General features: G+C 64.0%; 19 protein-coding genes. 12 read left to right on the top strand and 7 right to left on the bottom strand.

Annotated elements, in window-relative coordinates; all coding sequences use genetic code 11:
* Nucleotides 1-5 precede the first annotated feature (5 nt).
* Both IWX81_RS00795 and IWX81_RS00790 read right to left on the bottom strand, forming a co-directional pair.
* On the bottom strand, nucleotides 6-422 hold the full coding sequence (locus IWX81_RS00795; RefSeq protein ID WP_199279393.1) for a DUF1801 domain-containing protein: 417 nt from the start codon (nucleotides 420-422) through the stop codon (nucleotides 6-8).
* Nucleotides 423-446: 24 nt separating this feature from the next.
* Complete coding sequence (locus IWX81_RS00790; RefSeq protein WP_199279392.1) at nucleotides 447-2138, bottom strand: long-chain-fatty-acid--CoA ligase; 1692 nt, start codon at nucleotides 2136-2138, stop codon at nucleotides 447-449.
* A gap of 140 nt (nucleotides 2139-2278) precedes the next feature.
* On the opposite strand from IWX81_RS00790, the gene IWX81_RS00785 reads away from it, so the two are divergent.
* The 3 genes from IWX81_RS00785 (at nucleotide 2279) to IWX81_RS00775 (ending at nucleotide 6860) form a co-directional block, all read left to right on the top strand.
* The gene (locus tag IWX81_RS00785) at nucleotides 2279-4627 is read left to right on the top strand and encodes an ATP-binding cassette domain-containing protein (protein ID WP_199279391.1); all 2349 of its coding nucleotides are present in this window, start codon (nucleotides 2279-2281) and stop codon (nucleotides 4625-4627) included.
* Between the two features lie 274 nt (nucleotides 4628-4901).
* Nucleotides 4902-5717: an alpha/beta fold hydrolase gene (locus IWX81_RS00780; RefSeq protein WP_199279390.1), complete on the top strand. Its 816-nt coding sequence runs from the start codon at nucleotides 4902-4904 to the stop codon at nucleotides 5715-5717.
* 9 nt (nucleotides 5718-5726) lie between these two features.
* On the top strand, nucleotides 5727-6860 hold the full coding sequence (locus IWX81_RS00775; RefSeq protein ID WP_334592517.1) for an AI-2E family transporter: 1134 nt from the start codon (nucleotides 5727-5729) through the stop codon (nucleotides 6858-6860).
* A 719-nt stretch (nucleotides 6861-7579) separates the two neighbouring features.
* Here IWX81_RS00775 and IWX81_RS00770 read toward each other — a convergent pair.
* Nucleotides 7580-8383, bottom strand: coding sequence for a FadR/GntR family transcriptional regulator (locus tag IWX81_RS00770; protein WP_199279389.1), 804 nt, complete (start codon nucleotides 8381-8383; stop codon nucleotides 7580-7582).
* A gap of 130 nt (nucleotides 8384-8513) precedes the next feature.
* Between IWX81_RS00770 and IWX81_RS00765 the strand changes: the two genes are divergently transcribed.
* From IWX81_RS00765 to IWX81_RS00745, 5 genes are read left to right on the top strand one after another with little or no spacing between them, the layout of a single operon-like run.
* Nucleotides 8514-9599, top strand: a complete 1086-nt coding sequence (locus IWX81_RS00765) for a sugar ABC transporter substrate-binding protein (RefSeq protein WP_199279388.1) — start codon at nucleotides 8514-8516, stop codon at nucleotides 9597-9599.
* A 5-nt stretch (nucleotides 9600-9604) separates the two neighbouring features.
* A complete protein-coding gene (locus IWX81_RS00760) occupies nucleotides 9605-11158 on the top strand; it encodes a sugar ABC transporter ATP-binding protein (protein ID WP_199279387.1) in 1554 nt (517 codons plus the stop codon).
* Entirely contained in the window at nucleotides 11155-12138 is a 984-nt protein-coding gene (locus tag IWX81_RS00755; protein WP_199279386.1) for an ABC transporter permease, read from the top strand. Before IWX81_RS00760 ends, IWX81_RS00755 begins: the two co-directional genes overlap by 4 nt.
* 10 nt (nucleotides 12139-12148) lie before the next feature.
* Nucleotides 12149-13642 (top strand): amidase, encoded by a 1494-nt coding sequence (locus IWX81_RS00750; protein WP_199279385.1) that lies wholly within the window; start codon nucleotides 12149-12151, stop codon nucleotides 13640-13642.
* Between the two features lie 30 nt (nucleotides 13643-13672).
* Nucleotides 13673-14419: a 5-oxoprolinase subunit PxpA gene (locus tag IWX81_RS00745; RefSeq protein WP_199279384.1), complete on the top strand. Its 747-nt coding sequence runs from the start codon at nucleotides 13673-13675 to the stop codon at nucleotides 14417-14419.
* Between the two features lie 187 nt (nucleotides 14420-14606).
* Here IWX81_RS00745 and IWX81_RS00740 read toward each other — a convergent pair whose 3' ends face one another.
* Nucleotides 14607-15269: an SDR family NAD(P)-dependent oxidoreductase gene (locus IWX81_RS00740; protein ID WP_199279383.1), complete on the bottom strand. Its 663-nt coding sequence runs from the start codon at nucleotides 15267-15269 to the stop codon at nucleotides 14607-14609.
* Between the two features lie 102 nt (nucleotides 15270-15371).
* Here IWX81_RS00740 and IWX81_RS00735 point away from each other — a divergent pair, with 102 nt between their 5' ends.
* Together IWX81_RS00735 and IWX81_RS00730 are read left to right on the top strand one after the other, a co-directional pair.
* Complete coding sequence (locus tag IWX81_RS00735; RefSeq protein ID WP_199279382.1) at nucleotides 15372-16238, top strand: NYN domain-containing protein; 867 nt, start codon at nucleotides 15372-15374, stop codon at nucleotides 16236-16238.
* Nucleotides 16239-16279: 41 nt separating this feature from the next.
* Nucleotides 16280-16699 (top strand): DUF1761 domain-containing protein, encoded by a 420-nt coding sequence (locus tag IWX81_RS00730; RefSeq protein ID WP_199279381.1) that lies wholly within the window; start codon nucleotides 16280-16282, stop codon nucleotides 16697-16699.
* Here the strand turns inward: IWX81_RS00730 and IWX81_RS00725 are convergent.
* The 3 genes from IWX81_RS00725 to IWX81_RS00715 all read right to left on the bottom strand — a co-directional run bounded on the left by IWX81_RS00725 (nucleotide 16696) and on the right by IWX81_RS00715 (nucleotide 18167).
* A complete protein-coding gene (locus IWX81_RS00725; RefSeq protein ID WP_199279380.1) occupies nucleotides 16696-17436 on the bottom strand; it encodes a YidC/Oxa1 family membrane protein insertase in 741 nt (246 codons plus the stop codon). The genes IWX81_RS00730 and IWX81_RS00725 overlap by 4 nt on opposite strands.
* Before the next feature lie 81 nt (nucleotides 17437-17517).
* Entirely contained in the window at nucleotides 17518-17805 is a 288-nt protein-coding gene (locus IWX81_RS00720) for a hypothetical protein (protein WP_199279379.1), read from the bottom strand.
* Nucleotides 17806-17834: 29 nt separating this feature from the next.
* On the bottom strand, nucleotides 17835-18167 hold the full coding sequence (locus IWX81_RS00715; protein WP_199279378.1) for a hypothetical protein: 333 nt from the start codon (nucleotides 18165-18167) through the stop codon (nucleotides 17835-17837).
* Between the two features lie 56 nt (nucleotides 18168-18223).
* Between IWX81_RS00715 and IWX81_RS00710 the strand changes: the two genes are divergently transcribed.
* Nucleotides 18224-18631, top strand: a complete 408-nt coding sequence (locus IWX81_RS00710) for a VOC family protein (protein WP_199279377.1) — start codon at nucleotides 18224-18226, stop codon at nucleotides 18629-18631.
* A 28-nt stretch (nucleotides 18632-18659) separates the two neighbouring features.
* Nucleotides 18660-18839 (top strand): PspC domain-containing protein, encoded by a 180-nt coding sequence (locus IWX81_RS00705; RefSeq protein WP_199279376.1) that lies wholly within the window; start codon nucleotides 18660-18662, stop codon nucleotides 18837-18839.
* The last annotated feature ends 80 nt before the right edge of the window (nucleotides 18840-18919 follow it).

The raw sequence follows: 18919 nt of genomic DNA, 5'->3' as shown, positions 1-18919 counted from the left end.
TGGGGTCAGGCCTCGCGGTGCTCGGCCACTGCCTGCTGGACCATCGTTTCGAGAACTCCGAGTTCTATGTCTGAGAGCCGCTTCACGTACAGGCAACCCTTGCCGGTCGTATGGGTACCGAGCTTGCCCACGAGCGGATATTTCTCCGGCTCGTACTCGCTCCAGATCCCGTAAAGGACGAGCGCTGGCTTTCGCGGCGAAAAACCCACAACGAAGGTGTCGCCCTCCCTGCCGCTGGCGTACCGGTAGTGATGGGTGCCGAAGCCGACCATAGTCGGGCCCCACATCGTCGCTGGTTCCCCGCTGACGCGCTCCATGAGTTCTCGCAGAATCACGGCCTCATCGCGCCGTCGCGCGTCGGGAACCGCGGCGATGAACTCGTCGACACTGACCGGCGTCGCCGTCGTCTTATTCGTGCTCATGACTCCATCGTGGCACCGGTTGCTCTAGCCGTCGAGGAGATTTGTGCGCACGACCCGCCTCAGCACCTTTCCGACAATGTTGCGTGGCAGTTCGTCGACGACCTCGACGCGCCGCGGCACCTTGTACGAGGCGAGATGGGACTTCGTCCACGTCCGGAAGTCATTGACATCGAGGGTAGTCCCGGGCGCAAGCACCACCACGGCAACGACATCCTCGCCTCCCGACGAGCTCGGCAGGCCGACGACAGCAGCATCCGCGACCGAGGGATGCGACAACAGCACTGATTCGACCTCGCTCGGTGCCACGTTGAATCCACCGGTGATGATCAACTCCTTGATGCGATCGACGATCGTGACGAATCCATCGGCAGAGACCCTCACGATATCTCCGGTGCGCAGCCAGCCTCCGTCGAGAAGGGTCGCCGCGGTGTCGCTGGGTCGATTCCAGTAGCCGCTGAACACCTGCGGGCCGCGAATGAGCAGCTCGCCCTCCTCGTCGATCCCCCTGTCGACGGTGGGATCTTCGGGGTCCACGACCCTGATGTCAGTGCTCGGGAACGGCACACCGACCGTGCCGGGCCGACGTGACGGCCCGATCGGATTGCCGAGTGCGACCGGCGACGTCTCGGTCATTCCGTATCCTTCGACGAGCAGGCCCCCCGTCGTCGACTCCCACCGGGTCACGGTGTCGATGGGCAGGTTCATGGCACCGGAGATGGCGAACCGGATGCCTCGGAGGCTGACGCCCCTCGCCGTCGCGGCGGTCACGAGGCGGTCGTAGATCGGCGGAACCGCGGGCAGGAACGTGGCGGGCGACGTGCGCATGGCGTCGAGCACGAGCTTTTCGTCGAACTTGGGGAACAACACGAGTCTCGCACCCATGCTCATCGCGAAAGTCAGGCACAGGGTAAGTCCATACGCGTGGAACATCGGCAGCACCCCGTAGAACACTTCCTTCCCTGGGCGGAGTCCGGGAACCCACGCCTCGCCCTGTGAGGCGTTTGCGCGCAGGTTCGAGTGGGTCAGGATGGCGCCCTTCGGCGACCCCGTTGTTCCGCTCGTGTACTGCAGCACGGCGATGTCGTCGAGTTCGGGACCGGCGATCCTGCGGTTGATGCGCGAGGCGTCGGTGAGGCTGCTCCACGCGACGGCACCAGCGACGGCGCGACCGACCGTGAGGGCGGTGCGGGAATCCCGTGCCTTCTTGACCGGCAGCCTGAGGGCGATTCTCGTCCGGAGCGGCATGGCGCGGGTGACGTCGACGGAGACGACAGTGGCGACGCCGACATCCTGCGGGAATCCCAGCACAGTCCCTGCCACTTTGTCCCAGACGATCGCGACCTTCGCACCGTGATCCTCGAACTGGTGGCGCAACTCGCGCTCGGTGTACAGCGGGTTATGTTCGATGGCGATCGCACCGATGCGCAGGATGGCGTAGAACGCCACGACGTGTTGAGGGCAGTTCGGCATCACGAGCGCGACCCGGTCACCACGACGCACGCCGAGCTTGCGCAGGGCATTGGCCACTCGCGCGACCTGGTCGCCCAGCTCCCCGTACGTCGTCTCTGCCCCGAAGAACTCGAGAGCCACCCGTCGACGGTGGCGGCGCACAGTCACGTCGAGCATGTCGACCAGCGTCTGCGTCGGCGGGTCGATAGTGGCGGGGACCCCTTCGGCGTACGAGGCGAGCCAGGGCTGGGAAGAGAAATCAGTCATCATTCGCATTCTGCCCCATGATCGGGTCTCTGTTGATCGGGTCTCTGTTGATCGGGTCTGGGTACCACCGTGGTTCGGAGCCGTCAGCCACTTCGCCTGCCGCCGTGGCGGATGTCGGCGCCGTGTGTCACAGTTTTGCCATGAACACTGAGCTTTCGGCGGCCGACTCCCATGATCTCATCCGCGTGCGCGGTGCCCGCGAGAACAACCTCAGGAACGTGTCGCTCGACATCCCCAAACGCAGGCTGACGGTCTTCACCGGGGTCTCGGGCTCCGGCAAGTCCTCCCTCGTGTTCGGCACCATCGCGGCCGAGTCACAGCGGCTCATCAACGAAACCTACAGCTCGTTCGTTCAGGGGTTCATGCCGAGCATGGGCAGGCCCGAGGTCGACCTGCTGAGTGGGCTCACGACGGCCATCATCGTCGACCAGGAGCGGATGGGGTCCAACTCACGCTCGACGGTCGGCACAGCGACCGATGCCAACGCGATGTTGCGCATCCTGTTCAGCAGGCTGGGCGAACCGCACATCGGCTCGCCCCAGGCCTTCTCGTTCAACGTCGCATCCGCCCACGGTGCGGGCGCCATCACCGTGGAACGGGCATCCAGCCCCGGCACCGCGGCCCGACGGGATTTCTCGATTACCGGCGGAATGTGTCCCCGATGCGAAGGGCTCGGGCACGTGACGGACATCGACCTCGACGAACTCTTCGACGACAGCAAGTCGCTGGGCGACGGTGCGCTCACCATCCCCGGCTACAGCGCGGACGGATGGATGGTGCGCGTTTTCACTGAGTCGGGAATGGTGCCTGGCGATGTCCCCATCCGGGATTTCACCGCCCAGCAGCGCCAGGACTTTCTGTATAAAGAGCCGGTGAAGGTTGCTATCAACAACATGAACCTAACGTTCGAAGGGCTCGTCCCCAAGGTGCAGAAGAGCATCCTGTCCAAAGACAAAGACTCGGTGCAGCCTCACGTGCGCGCGTTCATCGACCGCGCCGTCACGTTCAGCGCCTGCCCGGACTGCGGAGGCACCCGGCTGAACGAGGGCGCGAGGTCGTCCCGCATCCGCGGCATCAGCATCGCGGACGCCTGCTCCCTGCAGATCAGCGACCTCGCCGAGTGGGTGCGCGGTCTGGACGAGCCGTCGATGGCGCCACTGCTGACGACGCTGCAGGAAACTCTCGACTCGTTCGTGCACATCGGCCTGGGCTACCTGTCGCTCGAGCGGCCGGCCGGAACACTCTCGGGCGGGGAGGCGCAGCGCACCAAGATGATCCGCCACCTCGGCTCCGCACTGACCGACGTGACCTACGTCTTCGACGAGCCGACCATCGGGCTGCACCCGCACGACATCCAGCGGATGAACGAACTGCTGCTGCGCCTGCGAGACAAGGGCAATACGGTGCTCGTGGTCGAGCACAAACCCGAGACGATCGCGATCGCCGACCACGTCGTCGACCTCGGACCACGCGCGGGATCCGACGGCGGCACCATCCAGTTCGAAGGTTCGGTTGCCGAGCTGCGCTCGAGCGACACACTGACGGGCCGCCACTTCGGAGACCGGGCGGCGCTGCGCGCATCAGCACGCACCTCCACCGGTGCGCTCGAGATCAGGGGCGCGACGCGCCACAACCTGAAGAACGTCGATGTCGACATTCCACTGGGGATTCTGACCGTCGTCACGGGAGTGGCAGGCTCAGGCAAGAGCTCACTCATCCATGGGTCGATTCCGAAGGGAAGCAACGTCGTCAGGGTCGACCAGACCGCGATCCGCGGCTCTCGACGCAGCAACCCCGCGACCTACACCGGTCTGCTCGACCCGATCCGCACCGCCTTCGCGAAAGCGAATGGGGTCAAGCCTGCTCTCTTCAGCGCCAACTCGGAGGGAGCCTGCCCCAATTGCAACGGCAACGGGGTCATCTACTCGGATCTCGCCATGATGGCCGGTGTCGCCACGGTGTGCGAGGTCTGTGAGGGCAAGAGGTTCCAGGCCACTGTGCTCGAGTATCGGCTCAACGGCAAGAACATCGCCGAGGTGCTCGCCATGTCGACGCTCGACGCTCGTGACTTCTTCGGTTCGGGTCCGGCGCACGCCATTCTCGAACGGATGGTCGATGTGGGGCTGGGATACATCTCCCTGGGTCAACCACTCACCACCCTGTCCGGTGGCGAGCGACAGCGGCTCAAGCTCGCGATCAGCATGGCCGATAAAGGCGGGATCTATGTGCTGGATGAACCGACCACCGGTCTGCACCTCGCCGATGTCGAGCACATGCTCGCTCTCTTCGACCGCCTCGTCGATTCGGGCAAGACCGTCATCGTGATCGAGCACCACCAGGCTGTCATGGCGCACGCAGACTGGATCGTCGACATCGGGCCGGGAGCTGGGCAGGATGGCGGACGGGTCGTGTTCGAGGGGACGCCCGCCGACCTTGTCGCCCATTCCGACACGCTCACCGCCCAGCACCTCAGGCAGTACGTCTCCTGACACAGCACGTCTCCTGAGGCAATACGTCTCCTGAGGGGCGCCGCTAGCCCTCGCTGGTCGGGCCGATGCCGCCCCGACCGCCGAGTGTTCCGCTTGTGTGACCTCGACGGCCGTCCCACCCGCGAAAGCGGAACACTCGCGCCGAGGCTCACGAGCCGAGCACCCTGCGCACACGCGATGTCAGTTCCGACTGACATCAGTGCGAACTGACATCAGTGCGGCGCGGCGGGCTCGTGCTGAGGACCGCTGGGGTCAGCGCTGCGAGAATGTCGGGATGCACAACTCCGCAGTTCCCGAGCCCCGGCGGGTGATGTCGGCGGATGGCGTGGCCATCGCGACCTACGAATTCGGCGACCCCGATGCATCCACCGTGATGCTCGTGCACGGCTTCGCCTCGAGCGCCCTGGGCAACTGGAACCTCACCGGGTGGGTACGCGACCTGGTGCGGGCCGGCTCCCACGTCATCGCTATCGACCAGCGCGGTCACGGTGCCAGCGACAAACCCCACGATCCCGCCAGCTACACGATGCAGACCCTCGCCGACGACGTGCTGACCGTGCTCGACACGTTCCTGATCGACGACGTGCAGTACGTCGGATACTCTCTGGGAGCCAGGGTCGGTTGGAAGGCCGCCCGCGAGTACCCCGAGCGCATCTCCACGGCCGTACTCGGCGGAATCCCCGACGGCGACCCGTTGACCCGCTTCGACCTCGAGCAGGCTCGACGGTTCATCGACAGCGGTGAGTTGCCGGATGACCGGCTCACGGCAACCTACGTGAGCATGGCGGCCGGCATCCCGAACAACGACCTGTCGGCCCTGATCTCGCTCGTCGAGGGGATGCGCGACGGCGAGCAACCGACAGTCGCGAATGCGCCGAGCCAGCCGCTGCTCTTCGCCACGGGCACCGATGATCGCATCATCGAGAAGTCTCGGGCCCTGTGCGCTGCCTCACCGCACGGCACGTTCTTCGAGATCCCCGGTCGCAACCACTTCAACGCTCCCACCTCGCGCGAATTCCGCGCCGCTGCGATCGAGTTCCTGATGGGCGAATCTGTCAAGCCTCCCGGAGCAGATCCGTCACCTGAATAGAGTGGTGGGGTGTTCACGAAAAAGACTCGAGCCCAGGCCGCGCCAGAGACGCGACCCACCCTCCGCAGCATGATGACCGATCGGCTCGGAGCCGCCAGCCTGCGCAGCGGCCAGATCATCGTCATCCTGATCCTTGCCATTGCCGGTGTGTTCGCACTCGTCCAGCTCAAACTGGTGGTCATCCCGCTGCTGATAGCCCTGATTCTCGCGTCGGCCGCAAGCCCCGTGCTGAAGGCCATGCGGAAGCGAGGCGTGTCCCCCATCCTCGCGACCTGGATCACGCTTGTCGCCGCGATTGCCGTGTTCGGAGGCATCGTCCTTCTCATCGTCACTGCCGTGCAGAACCAGTGGGACACCCTTGCCGAGTCGGCGACCCAGGGCATCGATACCATCCAGAACTTCATCGAAAATGGCCCGATCGCCATCGACCCCGCCCAGATCGACTCGGTGCGCAACAGCATCGTCGACTTCATCACGAGCGCCCAGTTCGGCTCGGGTGCCGTGGCGGGCGTGACAGTAGCGGGTGAACTCATCACCGGGGCCGTCCTCATGGTCGTCATCCTGTTCTTCTTCCTCAAAGACGGCGACGTGATCTGGGAATTCTTCCTGCGACCCTTCCGCGGCCACCAGCTCGAGCGCGGTCGCCGCGTCGGCCGCACCGCCGTCAGGACCCTCGGTGGCTACATCCGGGGCACGGCGATCGTCGCGCTCGTGGATGCCACGGCCATCGGCATCGGGCTCGCCATCCTCCAGGTGCCGCTGGCCCTGCCGCTGGCGGTCATCGTCTTCCTGTTCGCCTTCATCCCCATCGTGGGAGCCACCGTGGCCGGAGCGCTCGCCGCCCTGATTGCGCTGGTTGCCAACGACCCCTTCACCGCCCTGATCGTGATCATCATCGTGGTGGCGGTGAACCAGCTCGAGGGAAACTTCCTCCAGCCGGTCGTGATGGCCCAGTCGCTGAAGCTGCACCCGCTCGTGATCCTGCTCGCCCTGACGGCGGGCACGATCGTCGGCGGAATCATCGGTGCCGTGCTGTCGGTGCCGATCGCGGCAGTGGCCTGGGCGATCATCAAGGTGTGGAACAAGCCCGAGGCCGAGGCCGAATTCTCAGTCCCGGCACGGAAGCTCAGAAAGCAGAGCTAGGCAGGTCTTTCTCGCCATCGACGATCGCCTTTACGATTCGCGCGCAGTTCGATACTGAGGATTCGCCCGATGCGAAAGATCGAGCAGGGCATAAGCCGCGTGGGCGTCCATCACCTCCTTCTCGCAAGAACTGGGCGATATGAGCAGCTGCCACGTCACGCACGTCCTCGCTACCAGGGGCGACGGGAAGGATCGCGGGAATCACTCCGAATACCAAGTTCTCAATCGTGGATACAGGCATACCTGCTGTCGTGGATGACAGTGGTCACTCCAAGATCACCCCGAGTTTGTCATGATGTTCTCTGGCCCAGTGCGGTGGTCGGCGCTGAGGTGCCCCGTTTCGCGCTCGTTAGGTAGGCGTTGAGGCCGGTTTCGGTGGGGCGGGCGGTCGTCAGCTCGGAGAGACGACACTCCCGACGATCTCCGACCGGGGCTTCAAAAGGTTGCCCTGTCATTGTGGACTCACGTGGTCAGTTCCCGGAGGGGTGACGCGGACCCCCTCGAGACGCCTGACGTCTGGAGGCCGACGCCCAGGATCATGAGCACCCAGTGCGTCACCATCAGTGCTGCACGGAGGTCAGCGGCGGCATGCTCTTCGTGCTGTGACTGCAGACTAAGCGCTGCCGCCGATGAACCGCACGGCGGCCAAGAGCGCTGGTCTCAGCGCGGTCGCGAGCGCTTCCGACTTGGGTTCGGACTCTTTTTTTGGGGGCATTCGACTAGCGTGCGGGCGACGATCGCGACTGTCCCGAGCGAACGGTCGGCAGCGAGGCGACGACGACGTCTTCGCCCTTCCTGTCGTTGAGGGCTTCGCGGCGCACCTTATCGAGATAGCCGACGTGCGAGTGGAGTGCCGCCATGGCGGCCGCCGGGTCGCTCGCAGCGATCGCAAGGTAGATGGCCTCATGCTGCTTCATCACGACTTCGCGATCGAGAAACTCGACAAAGACCGTGTTCGTTGCCGGTCGGCTCTGGTGCACGGCACTCATTGCGAGCTCAAGGATCTTGTTCTTCGCAGCCCTGGTGACGGCCGAATGGAATTCAAGGTCGAGGTCGAGCCAGTCGGCGATGTCCATATCAAAGTCACTCGCGGCCTCGACGGGTCGACGGATCGCCTCGAGGTCATCGACTGACCGGCGCTGAGCAGCCAAGTCGACGATGTGCGTCTCGAGAACCCAGCGCGCCTCGTCGACATCGGCCACTGAAACATTGCCAACGCGGTACCAAAGCCGAATCGCATCACTGAGCTGCCCAGCGACGTCTTCCGAGTCGGGAACCGTGACGTAGGTACCGCCAGCACCGCCGCGCGTTGAGGTTACAAGCCCGGTGGCAGAAAGCAGCTTGAGGGCTTCACGCGCCGTGGCGCGAGCGACATCGAAGGTCTCGCCAAGCTCCTGCTCGGTGGGCAGGCGCTCGCCGGGCTCCCACACGCCGCTGGAGATGGCGAGCCGTAATTGACGAGCTATTTGGCCGGAGGCGTCCTTGCGCGACAGCTCTTCGGGAACGAATTCGGCCCGATTCATGAGTGCTCCTTACCTGATCCGAAACACAGTCTTTACATACTGCACACGAGAGCGCAATATGTGGAACTAACAATGTTCAATGTACGACATTCAGTGTTAGACAACCATCTACAGTCTAGGAGTACTCACAGTGGACAATCGACGACTGGCCGCAGTCTCGGCGATCGGGGCAGCAGCACTGCTCCTCGCCGGCTGCGCAGCACCCACCGCCCCCTCCGCAGAATCCGCTGCCCCGCAGGACGCCCAGTCCAGCAGCACGGCCATGCAGCAGACGCTCGACATCATCGACGCCGGCATCCCCAAACTCGACGGCGCATCGCTGGCCTACATCGTGGAGTGCGGAACCCAGAATACTTTCTGCCAATCTCGCTGGCAGGGTGCTCAGGATGCCGCTGCCAAAGCGGGCGCAGAGATCACTCTCTTCGACGCCGGGTTCGACCCCGCCGCCCAACTTGCTCAAGTGCAGGACGCAATCCTGCTCGACTTCGACGGTTACGTGTTCGCACCGGTCGCCGACGCCCCAGGCTGCGCGAGCTTCGAATTGCTGCAGGCCACCGGCAAGCCGATCGCAACGATCAACAGCCCGATGTGCGGCGACGCTGACTACACTGACGGCACTGTGGGCTTCGTCGCGATGCAGACCGAGTCGTTTTTCCTTGAGCACATCGAGAACGCTTTCGCCTCCTGCGATGGCGAGTGTGAAGCGATTGCTGTCGGCGGCTTCATCGGCAGCGACCTGTTCACACGTTGGGAAAACGCTATTCAGCGGGCTCTCGTCAAGTATCCGAACGTGACACTGGTCTCTGACCAACCGGGCAATTTTGACCCCGCCGCGGCGCTCTCCGTTGTGCAGGACGCTTTGAGTGCCAACCCGAACGCCTCACTCGTCGTGTCGTCGTGGGACGACATGACGCGTGGCGTCGAAGAGGCTATCCGCGCCGCGGGCATGACCCCCGGCACCGACGTTCGCATCTACAGCGTTGGTGGTACCGAGGCTGGCACCGCGTCGGTGCTGGCGGGCGACTGGAACTCCACGTCGATCCTGCTGCCCTATGAAGAGTCGTTCTACGGAGTCGTGCAACTCGCGCACGCGATCGATACCGGTGAGATTATCGAGGGCTTCACATACCTCGCTGAATCGCCAGTCGTTCTCGACGGGCCGGGTTCGCTCTTCATCACGAGCGACAACGCGGCACTCTTCACCCCCGAGTACTAATAGCCATGTCGACCACCACCCCGTCCGTCGCCTTGCGCGTCGATGGTCTCAGCAAGAACTATCCCGGTGTTGCGGCGCTCCGCGACGTGTCACTGACGGTGCTCGAAGGTGAGGTTCATGGGCTCGTGGGCGAGAACGGGGCGGGGAAGTCGACACTCATGAAGGCGGTCGCTGGAGCGATCGCCTTCGATGGCGGCCGCCTCGAGGTGCGCGGCACAGTCCTGGCGGGGGGAGACCCCCGCCAGGCGGCCAACGCCGGAGTCGCCATGATCTACCAGGAACTCACGATCGTTCCTGAAATGTCGGCCGTCGCGAACGTCATGCTGGGACGTATGCCTACGGTCGGCGGCGTCGTCAATCGCGCAGCACTCCATAGCACCTACAAAACCGTCGCCGCTCGCGTTGCTTGCTCCGTGCCGGCACGGGCTCGGGCCGGCGACCTCTCGACCGCGCAGCAGCAACAGCTAGAGATCATGAGGGCCCTCGTCAGTAATCGCCGGTTGGTCATCATGGACGAGCCCACAGCATCGCTCGGGCCCGAAGACATCGAGCGGCTGCATCGCATCATCACTGATCTCAAGAGCTCCGGCCATTCGATCATCTACGTCTCGCACGACCTGGACGCTGTACTCGACGTCTGCGATCGAGTCACAGTTCTCCGCGAAGGCGCGGTCGTCGTCTCCCGCCCCGCATCTGAGTGGACCACTGGCACGCTCATCGAGGCGATGCTCGGCGGCGTCTCGCTCTCTGGCCACGGCACCCGCGCTGCGCGCGGCGAGAGAGGAGCATCCGCGCTCACCATCGATGAGCTGCACGCCCCCGGCGTTGCCCTCGATCATTTCGATTTGCGACACGGCGAGATCGTCGGCATAGCCGGCCTCGTCGGGTCGGGCCGTTCACGACTGCTGCGCACCGTCATCGGCGACCTACCCCTCAGTTCGGGGAGCATGACCCGTGACGGATATTCGGTGGACTGGCCTCGTTCGCCGCACGCCGCTTGGCGCGCGGGCATCGCGCTGGCCCCGGAGGACCGCAAGCGCCAAGGCCTCGTGCTCGGCCAGCCCTCGGCTTGGAATATTGGTCTCGGCTGGTTTGCTCGTGCGGCCGGTGCCTTTACCGTTCGCCTTCCCCGCCTCACGGCGTGGGCGCGGCCGTCGAGCGATCGTGTGGCGTTCGCGCCAGATCGCCTCTCGGCCCCGGCGGGAACTCTCTCTGGCGGCAACCAACAGAAACTCGTTCTCGCTCGCCTACTCGCGAGGCCCGTCGACGTCATCCTGCTCGATGAGCCGACCCGCGGCATCGACATCGGAGCCAAGGCTCAGATCTTCGAAACTATGCGTGCGCTTGCCGACAACGGGCTCGCGATCCTCTGGTCGAGTAGCGAAATCGACGAGGTCGTCGAGCACAGCGACCGGATTCTCGTTGTTGCTGGCGGACGAGTCGTCACAGAGCTTCCGGCCGGTTCCTCTACCCGTGACGTATTGACGTGGTCGTTCTCAGGGGGCACGGTGACGGCCGAACCGACCCCCGCCACCTCTCACCGGGAAGACGCCTCATGATCCTTTTGTCGCACATCACGGGCACCCTTCGTCAATTCGGGGTTGTCGTTGCCCTCATCGTGCTCGTCGCTGTTATCGGCGTCGCCCAGCCGACGTTTCTGACGCTGCCAAACCAGATGAACATCCTCAGCCAGTGGGCTCCCGTCGCGATCATGGGTATCGGTATGACCTACGTCGTGATCACGGGCGGGTTCGACTTGTCGATTGGAGCCACTTACGCGCTATGCGCTGTTGTCGCCGCCGCTGTGGGACAAGTGCAGTCACCCATCGTGGCTTTCGCATCCGCAATCATTGTCGGGGCGGTAGTCGGTCTTTTCAACGGCGTCATCGTCACAGCACTGCGCGTGAATCCGTTCATTGCCACACTGGGCAGCTCGCTCGTCATCGCCGGCGTCACGCTGATTATCACTGGCAACAAGGCATTCGTCGTCAGTTTCGCGCCGTTCACGACGCTCGGGCGTGATCGGCTGGCAGGCATTCCGTACTCGGGAGTACTCATGATCGTGCTGTTCATCATCGGTGGGCTCGTGCTGGCCTACACGGCATATGGTCAGTCGATATATGCCGTCGGCGGCAACGCGGAAGCGTCACGCTTAGCAGGTATCCGCACCGGACCGGTTGTGGCGAGCACATATGTGATAGCTGGTATATCGGCAGGCATTGCCGGCATCATCACGGCATCGCAGCTCAGTTCGGCGCAGGCCAGCCTGGGGGCGAACCTCGTTTTCGATGTACTCACCGTTGTCATCGTCGGCGGCACTGTGCTCGGCGGCGGCAAGGGTGCCATCTGGCGAACCGCTGTCGGTGTCGGCATTCTCGCTACTCTCCAGAACGGTTTCAACCTGCTCGACATCGACGCTTATTACCAGAACGTCATCAAGGGACTCATCATCATCGCGGCTCTCGCGACCGTCGACTGGCGTTCGATGTTCCCTCGACGCCGCACATCCGAGCCTTCGCCACCCCGCACAACCCACTAAGGAGAAAGTCATGACGCATCACATCCCTATAGAGGAAGCCACGATTGCGAGCATCCAGGAGGGCTACCGCACGGGAGCCTTTACCACTCGAGAGGTCGTCCAGGCTTATCTCGACCGCATCGAGACCGTCGACCGCGCGGGCGCTTCGCTGAACTCGATCATCACGGTGTCCAGCACCGCGCTGGCAGAGGCAGACGCCCTCGACGCCGCGTTTGCCGCAAGTGGGGAACTCAGTGGTTCACTTCATGGTGTGCCAATCGTAGTCAAGGACCAAGTCGAAACCGCTGGCATCATCACGACCTTCGGCAGTGCGGCAACCGGCGACTATCTGCCCGCGAAGGACGCGAGCGCGATCGCCCGCCTCAAGGCATCGGGTGCGATCATCCTCGCCAAAACGACGATGCCTGACTTCGCCACCTCATGGTTCTCAACTTCCTCGAAGAGTGAGGTCACTAAGAACCCCTATGACCTTTCGCGCGATCCGGGTGGTTCGAGCAGTGGATCGGCTGCGGCCGTAGCCGCCAACCTCGGCCTCGTCGGCATCGGCGAAGACACCGGCGGCTCGATCCGCCTTCCCGCCTCGTTCTGCAACCTGGTCGGAGTGCGCGTCACCCCGGGTCTTATCAGCCGCACGGGCATGTCGTCGCTCGTCGTGCCGCAGGACACTTCCGGCCCGATGACCCGGACAGTTATGGACTCAGCCAAGCTTCTCGACGCGCTCGTGGGCTTCGACGCCGACGACGACTACACCTCGGTCGTGGCCATCGCGCGGCACGCGGGCTCATACACGGACGGGCTTGAGAACGCGACACTCGCAGGCAAGCGCATCGGCGTGCTGCGGGAGGCCTTCGCCGACTCATCAGACCCCGAGGGTGCCGCGGTCAACGCCGTCATCGAGGCGGCGCTGTCCCGTTTCGTGGCCGCAGGTGCAACGCTCGTTGAGGTCACAATTCCTCGCCTCATGGAGATGGTGGGCTTCACGTCGCTGTACTTTTCTCGCTCGTTGCAAGATATGAATGCCTTCATCGCGGCGCGTCCTGAGCTTGGCGTGACCAGCATTGATGCCCTCTACGAGGCAGGCAAGTTCCACCCGAAGCTTGACCTTTTCGAAGGCATTGCTACCGGACCCAAGTCGATGAAGGACGACCCGGATTACCTCGACCGCACGCTTGCGCAGGGCGAGTTCCAACGTTCGGTGCTCGCGATAGTGGCCGAGCACGAACTCGACGCGATCGTCTTCCCCGACACCAAGTTGCCAGCCCCAACGCACGAAGACGTCTACTCCGACCGGTGGACGTGCCTGACATACCCGACCAATACGGTCATCGCTTCGCAGCTCTACTTCCCAGCGATTACGGTGCCGGCGGGATTCACCGATAGTGGCCTGCCCGTCGGAATCGAGCTCATGTCGGTGCCGTACGACGAGGGCCGACTGCTGAAAGTGGCTCGCGGAGTCGAGGTTGCCACGGCGGCCCGCCGCGCCCCCTCGCTACCCACCACGTAACGACCGTCCGTCCAAGAGAAGCAGGCACTAATGCGTTCGATCACCATCAATTCCGACATGGGTGAATCCATCGGGATCCATTCCTTCGGGAACGACGACGCCCTACTTCCTCTTGTAGACACGGTCAATATTGCGTGCGGCATGCACGCCGGTGACCCCTCTGCGATTGCAGCCATTATCGGCAAAGCAGTTGCGGCTGGGGTCACTGTCGGCGCCCATCCAGGGTTGCCCGATCTCGTCGGATTCGGGAGGCGGGAGATGGTGCTGGAAGCGCGGGAGGTTCGCGATCTTGTCCGGTACCAGGTGGGTGCACTTACAGGGTTCCTCGACAACGAGGGTGCTGTCCTTGACCACATCAAACCGCACGGTGCGCTGTTCGGGATGATGGCACGGGATCCTGCCCTTATGCACGCGCTATGCGACGTCGCTGTGCAGTACGGCGTGCCGGTCTACGGCCTATCGGGGACTGAGCATGAACGGGTCGCGCGATCACGCGATGTGCCGTTCGTTCCCGAGTACTACGTGGATCTTGACTACACCGATGCGGGCCTTGTCGTGGTCAACAAGTCGGGATCCTTGCGCGATCTGGATGATGTGGAGAAGCGAGCCCTGATGTCTCTTCGAGAGGGCCGTACCGTGACGCAGTCGGGTGCAGCCATTCCCGTACATGTCGAGTCGTTCTGCATCCACTCCGATCTGCCAAACGCTCCCGCCGTCGCTGAGCGCGTCCGGTCGGTGCTGGAGGCGTGGAGCGCGGAGCGCCTTTACAGCGATTGACGTGCTCGACGAGGGCTCATCGGGGTGGGGACGGAGAGCTGCTCGTGACCTTTCTTGGCCGTCTCAGAACCTGCTCAAAACCACGCTGCGCAGCCGTCGATTTGGCTTCCGGCGCCGTTGCGCCGGAACCGGTCGCGATCGCCCGAGGCTGAGGCTGAGGCTGAATTCTCAGTCCCGGCACGGAAGCTCAGAAAGCAGAGCTAGGCAGGTCTTTCTCGCCATCGACGATCGCCTTTACGATTCGCGCGGCTACAGCGTCCGGAGCGTGTCCCTGGGGAAACGCCGGGGCGGTGCCCTGCAGAGGGTGTGTCGACAGTGCGGTTTCGACGTGCCCGGGCCTGGCATCGATGAGCCGGATGGATGCGCGCCGCAGCTCGCGGGATGACGCCTGCATGAACGCGGCAAGGGCCGACTTCGATGCCGAATAGGCCGCGAGGCCGGCGGTAGGAGTCTCGGACACGATTCCGCTCAACGTGACCACGAAGGGCTCACCGCCCGACTGGGCCGCGGCCGAGAGGTGCGGTGCCGCGGCGCGCACGAGGCGCACCGGGGCCATGGCATTGGTGTCGAACAGCTCACGCAGTGTGGCATCCGACACCTCGGTGACCGGCCCGAACGCGACGACACCGGCCGCGATGACAAGCCCGTCCAGCCTGCCGTGCACGGCGACCGCCGACTCGATGAGCGACTCTGCGGCACCGTCGGCGCGCAGGTCTGCCGCAAGCGTCGGCGTCGAGCGCCCTGAGCGCAGCACTGTGGAGCCCGCCTGCTCGAGCTGGTCTGAGATGAGCGAGCCGAGCCCGCCCGTCGCGCCGACAACGAGCACGACTGCGCCATGGAGATCTGTCATGGTTCGACTCTAGACGTGGAAGCTGCCTGCCGTGCAGGGAGTTGCGCCGTCGCCGGGAGCACCCACATTGCGGTCCGGCGGCAGGCACGTAAGACTGGCCCGATGGCCGAACCGACAGATTCCCGCGTTGCCGTTTACATCGACTTCGACAACATCGTGATCTCCCGGTACAACCAACTCCATGGGCGCGGAAACCGCGTTCAGAAGGTCAAGGATCTCGACCCGAAAGACCCTGCCACCGCCACGCTGCTCGACGAGGCCAAGGTCGATCTTGGCGCCGTGCTCGACTACGCCTCGTCATTCGGCACTATCGCGGTCAGTCGCGCCTACGCCGACTGGTCAGTGCCGGTCAACTCGGACTACAGCCGGCAGTTGATCGAGCGTGCCGTCGACCTCATCCAGCTGTTCCCCACCGTCGCCTCGGGCAAGAATGGCGCGGATATCAGGCTCGCGCTCGACGTCGCTGAAGACCTGTTCAGGCTGCCGCATCTCACCCACGTCGTGATCGTCGCGGGCGACTCCGACTACATCGCGCTAGCACAGCGCAGCAAGCAGCTGAATCGCTACGTCGTGGGAATCGGTGTGGCCGGATCCACGAGCAAGGCCCTGGCCTACGCGTGCAACGAGTTCAAAGACTACGACGCCCTTCCCGGTGTCACAGCCCCCGAACCCGTCACCACAGCAGAGCCCTCCCAGCCCAAGACCCGCAGGTCGGCGAAGCCTCGGAGCGAGAAGGATGTCGCGGCGGACCTCCTCGTGCGCGCCCTGCAGCTCGGCCAGGAGAAGACCGACGACGAATGGCAGTCGAGTGCCGGAGTGAAGAGCCAGATGCTGCGCCTCGACCCGACATTCCAGGAGCGCGCACTCGGCTTCAAGACGTTCACCGATTTCGCGCAGTCCCTCGAGAAGACGGTCGAGCTCGACAGCGGCACGACGAACCGCAAAATCCGGCTGCGCAACAGGGGCTAGAGACCTCCGCGCTTGCCTTACCTGAGAGTAAGCTGCGAGCCATGATTCCCGACATTAACTACATCGCCGTCGTGCTCGCCACCCTCTCCAGCATGCTGGTCGGGACGATCTGGTACACCCCGAAAGTGTTCGGAAACTACTGGATGAGGCAGGCGAACATCACGCCGACCGGAGACGCGAAGGACGCCATCCGGCCGATCATCATCACCCTGATCGTCTCGTTCATCACGGCCTGGGTGCTTGCGGGAGCCGCGTTCATTTCCTTCGACTTCTACGGTGGAAGTTTCTTCGTCAACTCGCTGGTCACCGGCATCGTGCTCTGGGGCGGGTTCACTGCAGCCCGATTCATCACCCACGACGCTTTCGACGGCCGTCCGAACGGTCTCACCGTGCTCAATGTCACGCACGAATTGGTCACGATCGTCGTGATGGCCATCATCATCGGGGTGTGGCCGGCCTAGGATCCCGCAACCACGCCCCAGTACCTGCGGCGGAGGATCGCTCGCTCCACCAGGGTCCACGTGGTGGTGGTCGCGAGATAGATCGCGGCCGCCAGCGGCACGACCGCAGCCACGATCAGCGTGATGAACGGCAGCCACGACATCGCTGAGTTCAGGCGGGCCATAGCGGGGGCATCCACCGGCTGGATCGCCAGTCGCTGGGAGATCCGACGAGAGACCCAGGCGACGACGCCGATCACGACGATGAGCGCCGCGAACACCAGGATTCCGGGCCAGGTGATTCCGGTCGTGACGAGGGATGCGCCCAGCGGCACCCCACCGATGGTCGACGCGAGCATGGCATTGGCGTGGCCGCCGATGGTGCCGCGGATGAAGAGCGTGTAGACGATCGAGATCACCGGCGCCTGCAACAGCATCGGCAAAAACCCGGCGAAGGGGCTGATGTTCTCGGCCTTGTACAGCGCCATCGTCTTGCGCTGCAGCACCTCGGGGTTCTTTCTGTACTTGCGCTGCAGTGCCTGCAGTTTCGGAGCGATCCGGCGGCGAGACCACTCGGCTTTCACCTGGGAGATGCCCACAGGGATGAGTGCCGTCCGCACCAGAAGGGTGAGCGGGGCGATGGCGAGCCCAGCACTCCAGGGGCCGGCTAAGGGCTCGAGGAATTGGGCGATGCTCTCGATGAGCCAATAGGCGGCATCGAGAATCTGGCTGAGCGGGGCGAGGGAAAACGGGTCCATGCGAGGGGTCCTGACTGACGAAGTGGGTGTGGGGGCCGAACGGCCACGCAGCATCCACCTCGGGGTCTACCCGGTGGTTGGCTACGCGGCGAGCCTCGGCGACGGTGCCCTGGTCAGGGGTAGGCCTGCGGTCGACGGATGCCTCGGCTCGGGCATCCCGTCCATGGCTTCCCTGTGCGCGCGCGCCCGCGAACCGACCGTGACCTCGAGTGACCCGATCACGACGGCGGCACCCAGCACGGCCGACGTGAGCAGCACGGCTGCCACCCCGGCGATGGCGAGGGTCGGAGGTGCACCCTGCGAGACAGCGAGCGCGACGATGACGACAGTGGCCGTCATGGCCAGCCACTCGTACAGCGCCCGCGTCATGCGAGTGATTCTATCCCCGTTGCTCCGGGTCAGCCCAGCTCGACCCTGGTGCCCTCGCCGTAGGTTGCTGCGTCGGAATCGGTCACCATCGCGAACGTGCCGACGGGAACTCCGCTCAACTGGCTGATGTCGTTGGCGACCCTCAGCAGGGCATCCTCCGACGCTCCACTGATGAAGAACAGATAGTGGCCTTCCCACTCCTCGGGGTCGTCGTGCAGCTCCGCGCCCTCGTATTGCGGCGACTCGTCGAGGTTCGCCACGAACTCCGAAACATCGTCGATCCACGGGAAGGCATACTCGCCTTCCTCCAGCTCAGTGGACTTGGTCAGCGGAACATGCACTTCGACGACGAGATCACCCATGCCTCTACTGTATGGCCGGACTTCCCCCGGACGCACTCTATGTGTACGGTGTTCACATGACTACCACACTCAACCCCTACCTGGGATTCCGGGCCAATGCTCGCGAAGCCATGGCGTTTTACCAGACCGTGTTCGGCGGTGACCTGACCAGCACCACGTTCGGCGACATGAACGCTACCGACGATCCGGCGGAAAACGACAAGATCATGCACGCGCAGCTGACGACCCCGAATGGCATGACGATCATGGCTTCGGACACCCCGAACTCGATGGAATTCAACCCCGGAGGCACCATCTCCGTCAGCATCTCCGGGGAGGATGAAGCGGAATTGCGGGGGTACTGGGACGGGTTGTCTGACCGCGGAATCATTCGGATGCCGCTCGAGCGCGCCCCCTGGGACGACATCTTCGGCATGTGCACCGACCGGTTCGGGATCGACTGGATGATCAGCATCACCCGTTGACCGACCTGAGGTGTGCCACGCTGGGGGCATGTTAAGCAGACCGAGAAATGACAGGGTCATCGCTGGCGTCTGCGCCGGGGTGGCACGACGATTCGGGATCGCCCCATCCACGGTGCGCATCATCACCGTGCTGGCGGTGCTGTTCGGCGGGCTGAGCGTCGCCGTCTATGTGGTGCTGTGGATCGTCATGCCGTCAGACGATTACTGATAGGGCGCCTACCGATCCACAGTCCATTGGCAGCGTGCACGACAAGCGCGCGATCGGCCGAGTGCTTGGATGGGATCGGT

The organism is Salinibacterium sp. CAN_S4 (genome assembly GCF_015752305.1).
Lineage (GTDB): Bacteria > Actinomycetota > Actinomycetes > Actinomycetales > Microbacteriaceae > Rhodoglobus.
Note: the sequence above shows the minus strand (reverse complement) of the source record. Positions and strands in the feature narration are given on the sequence as shown.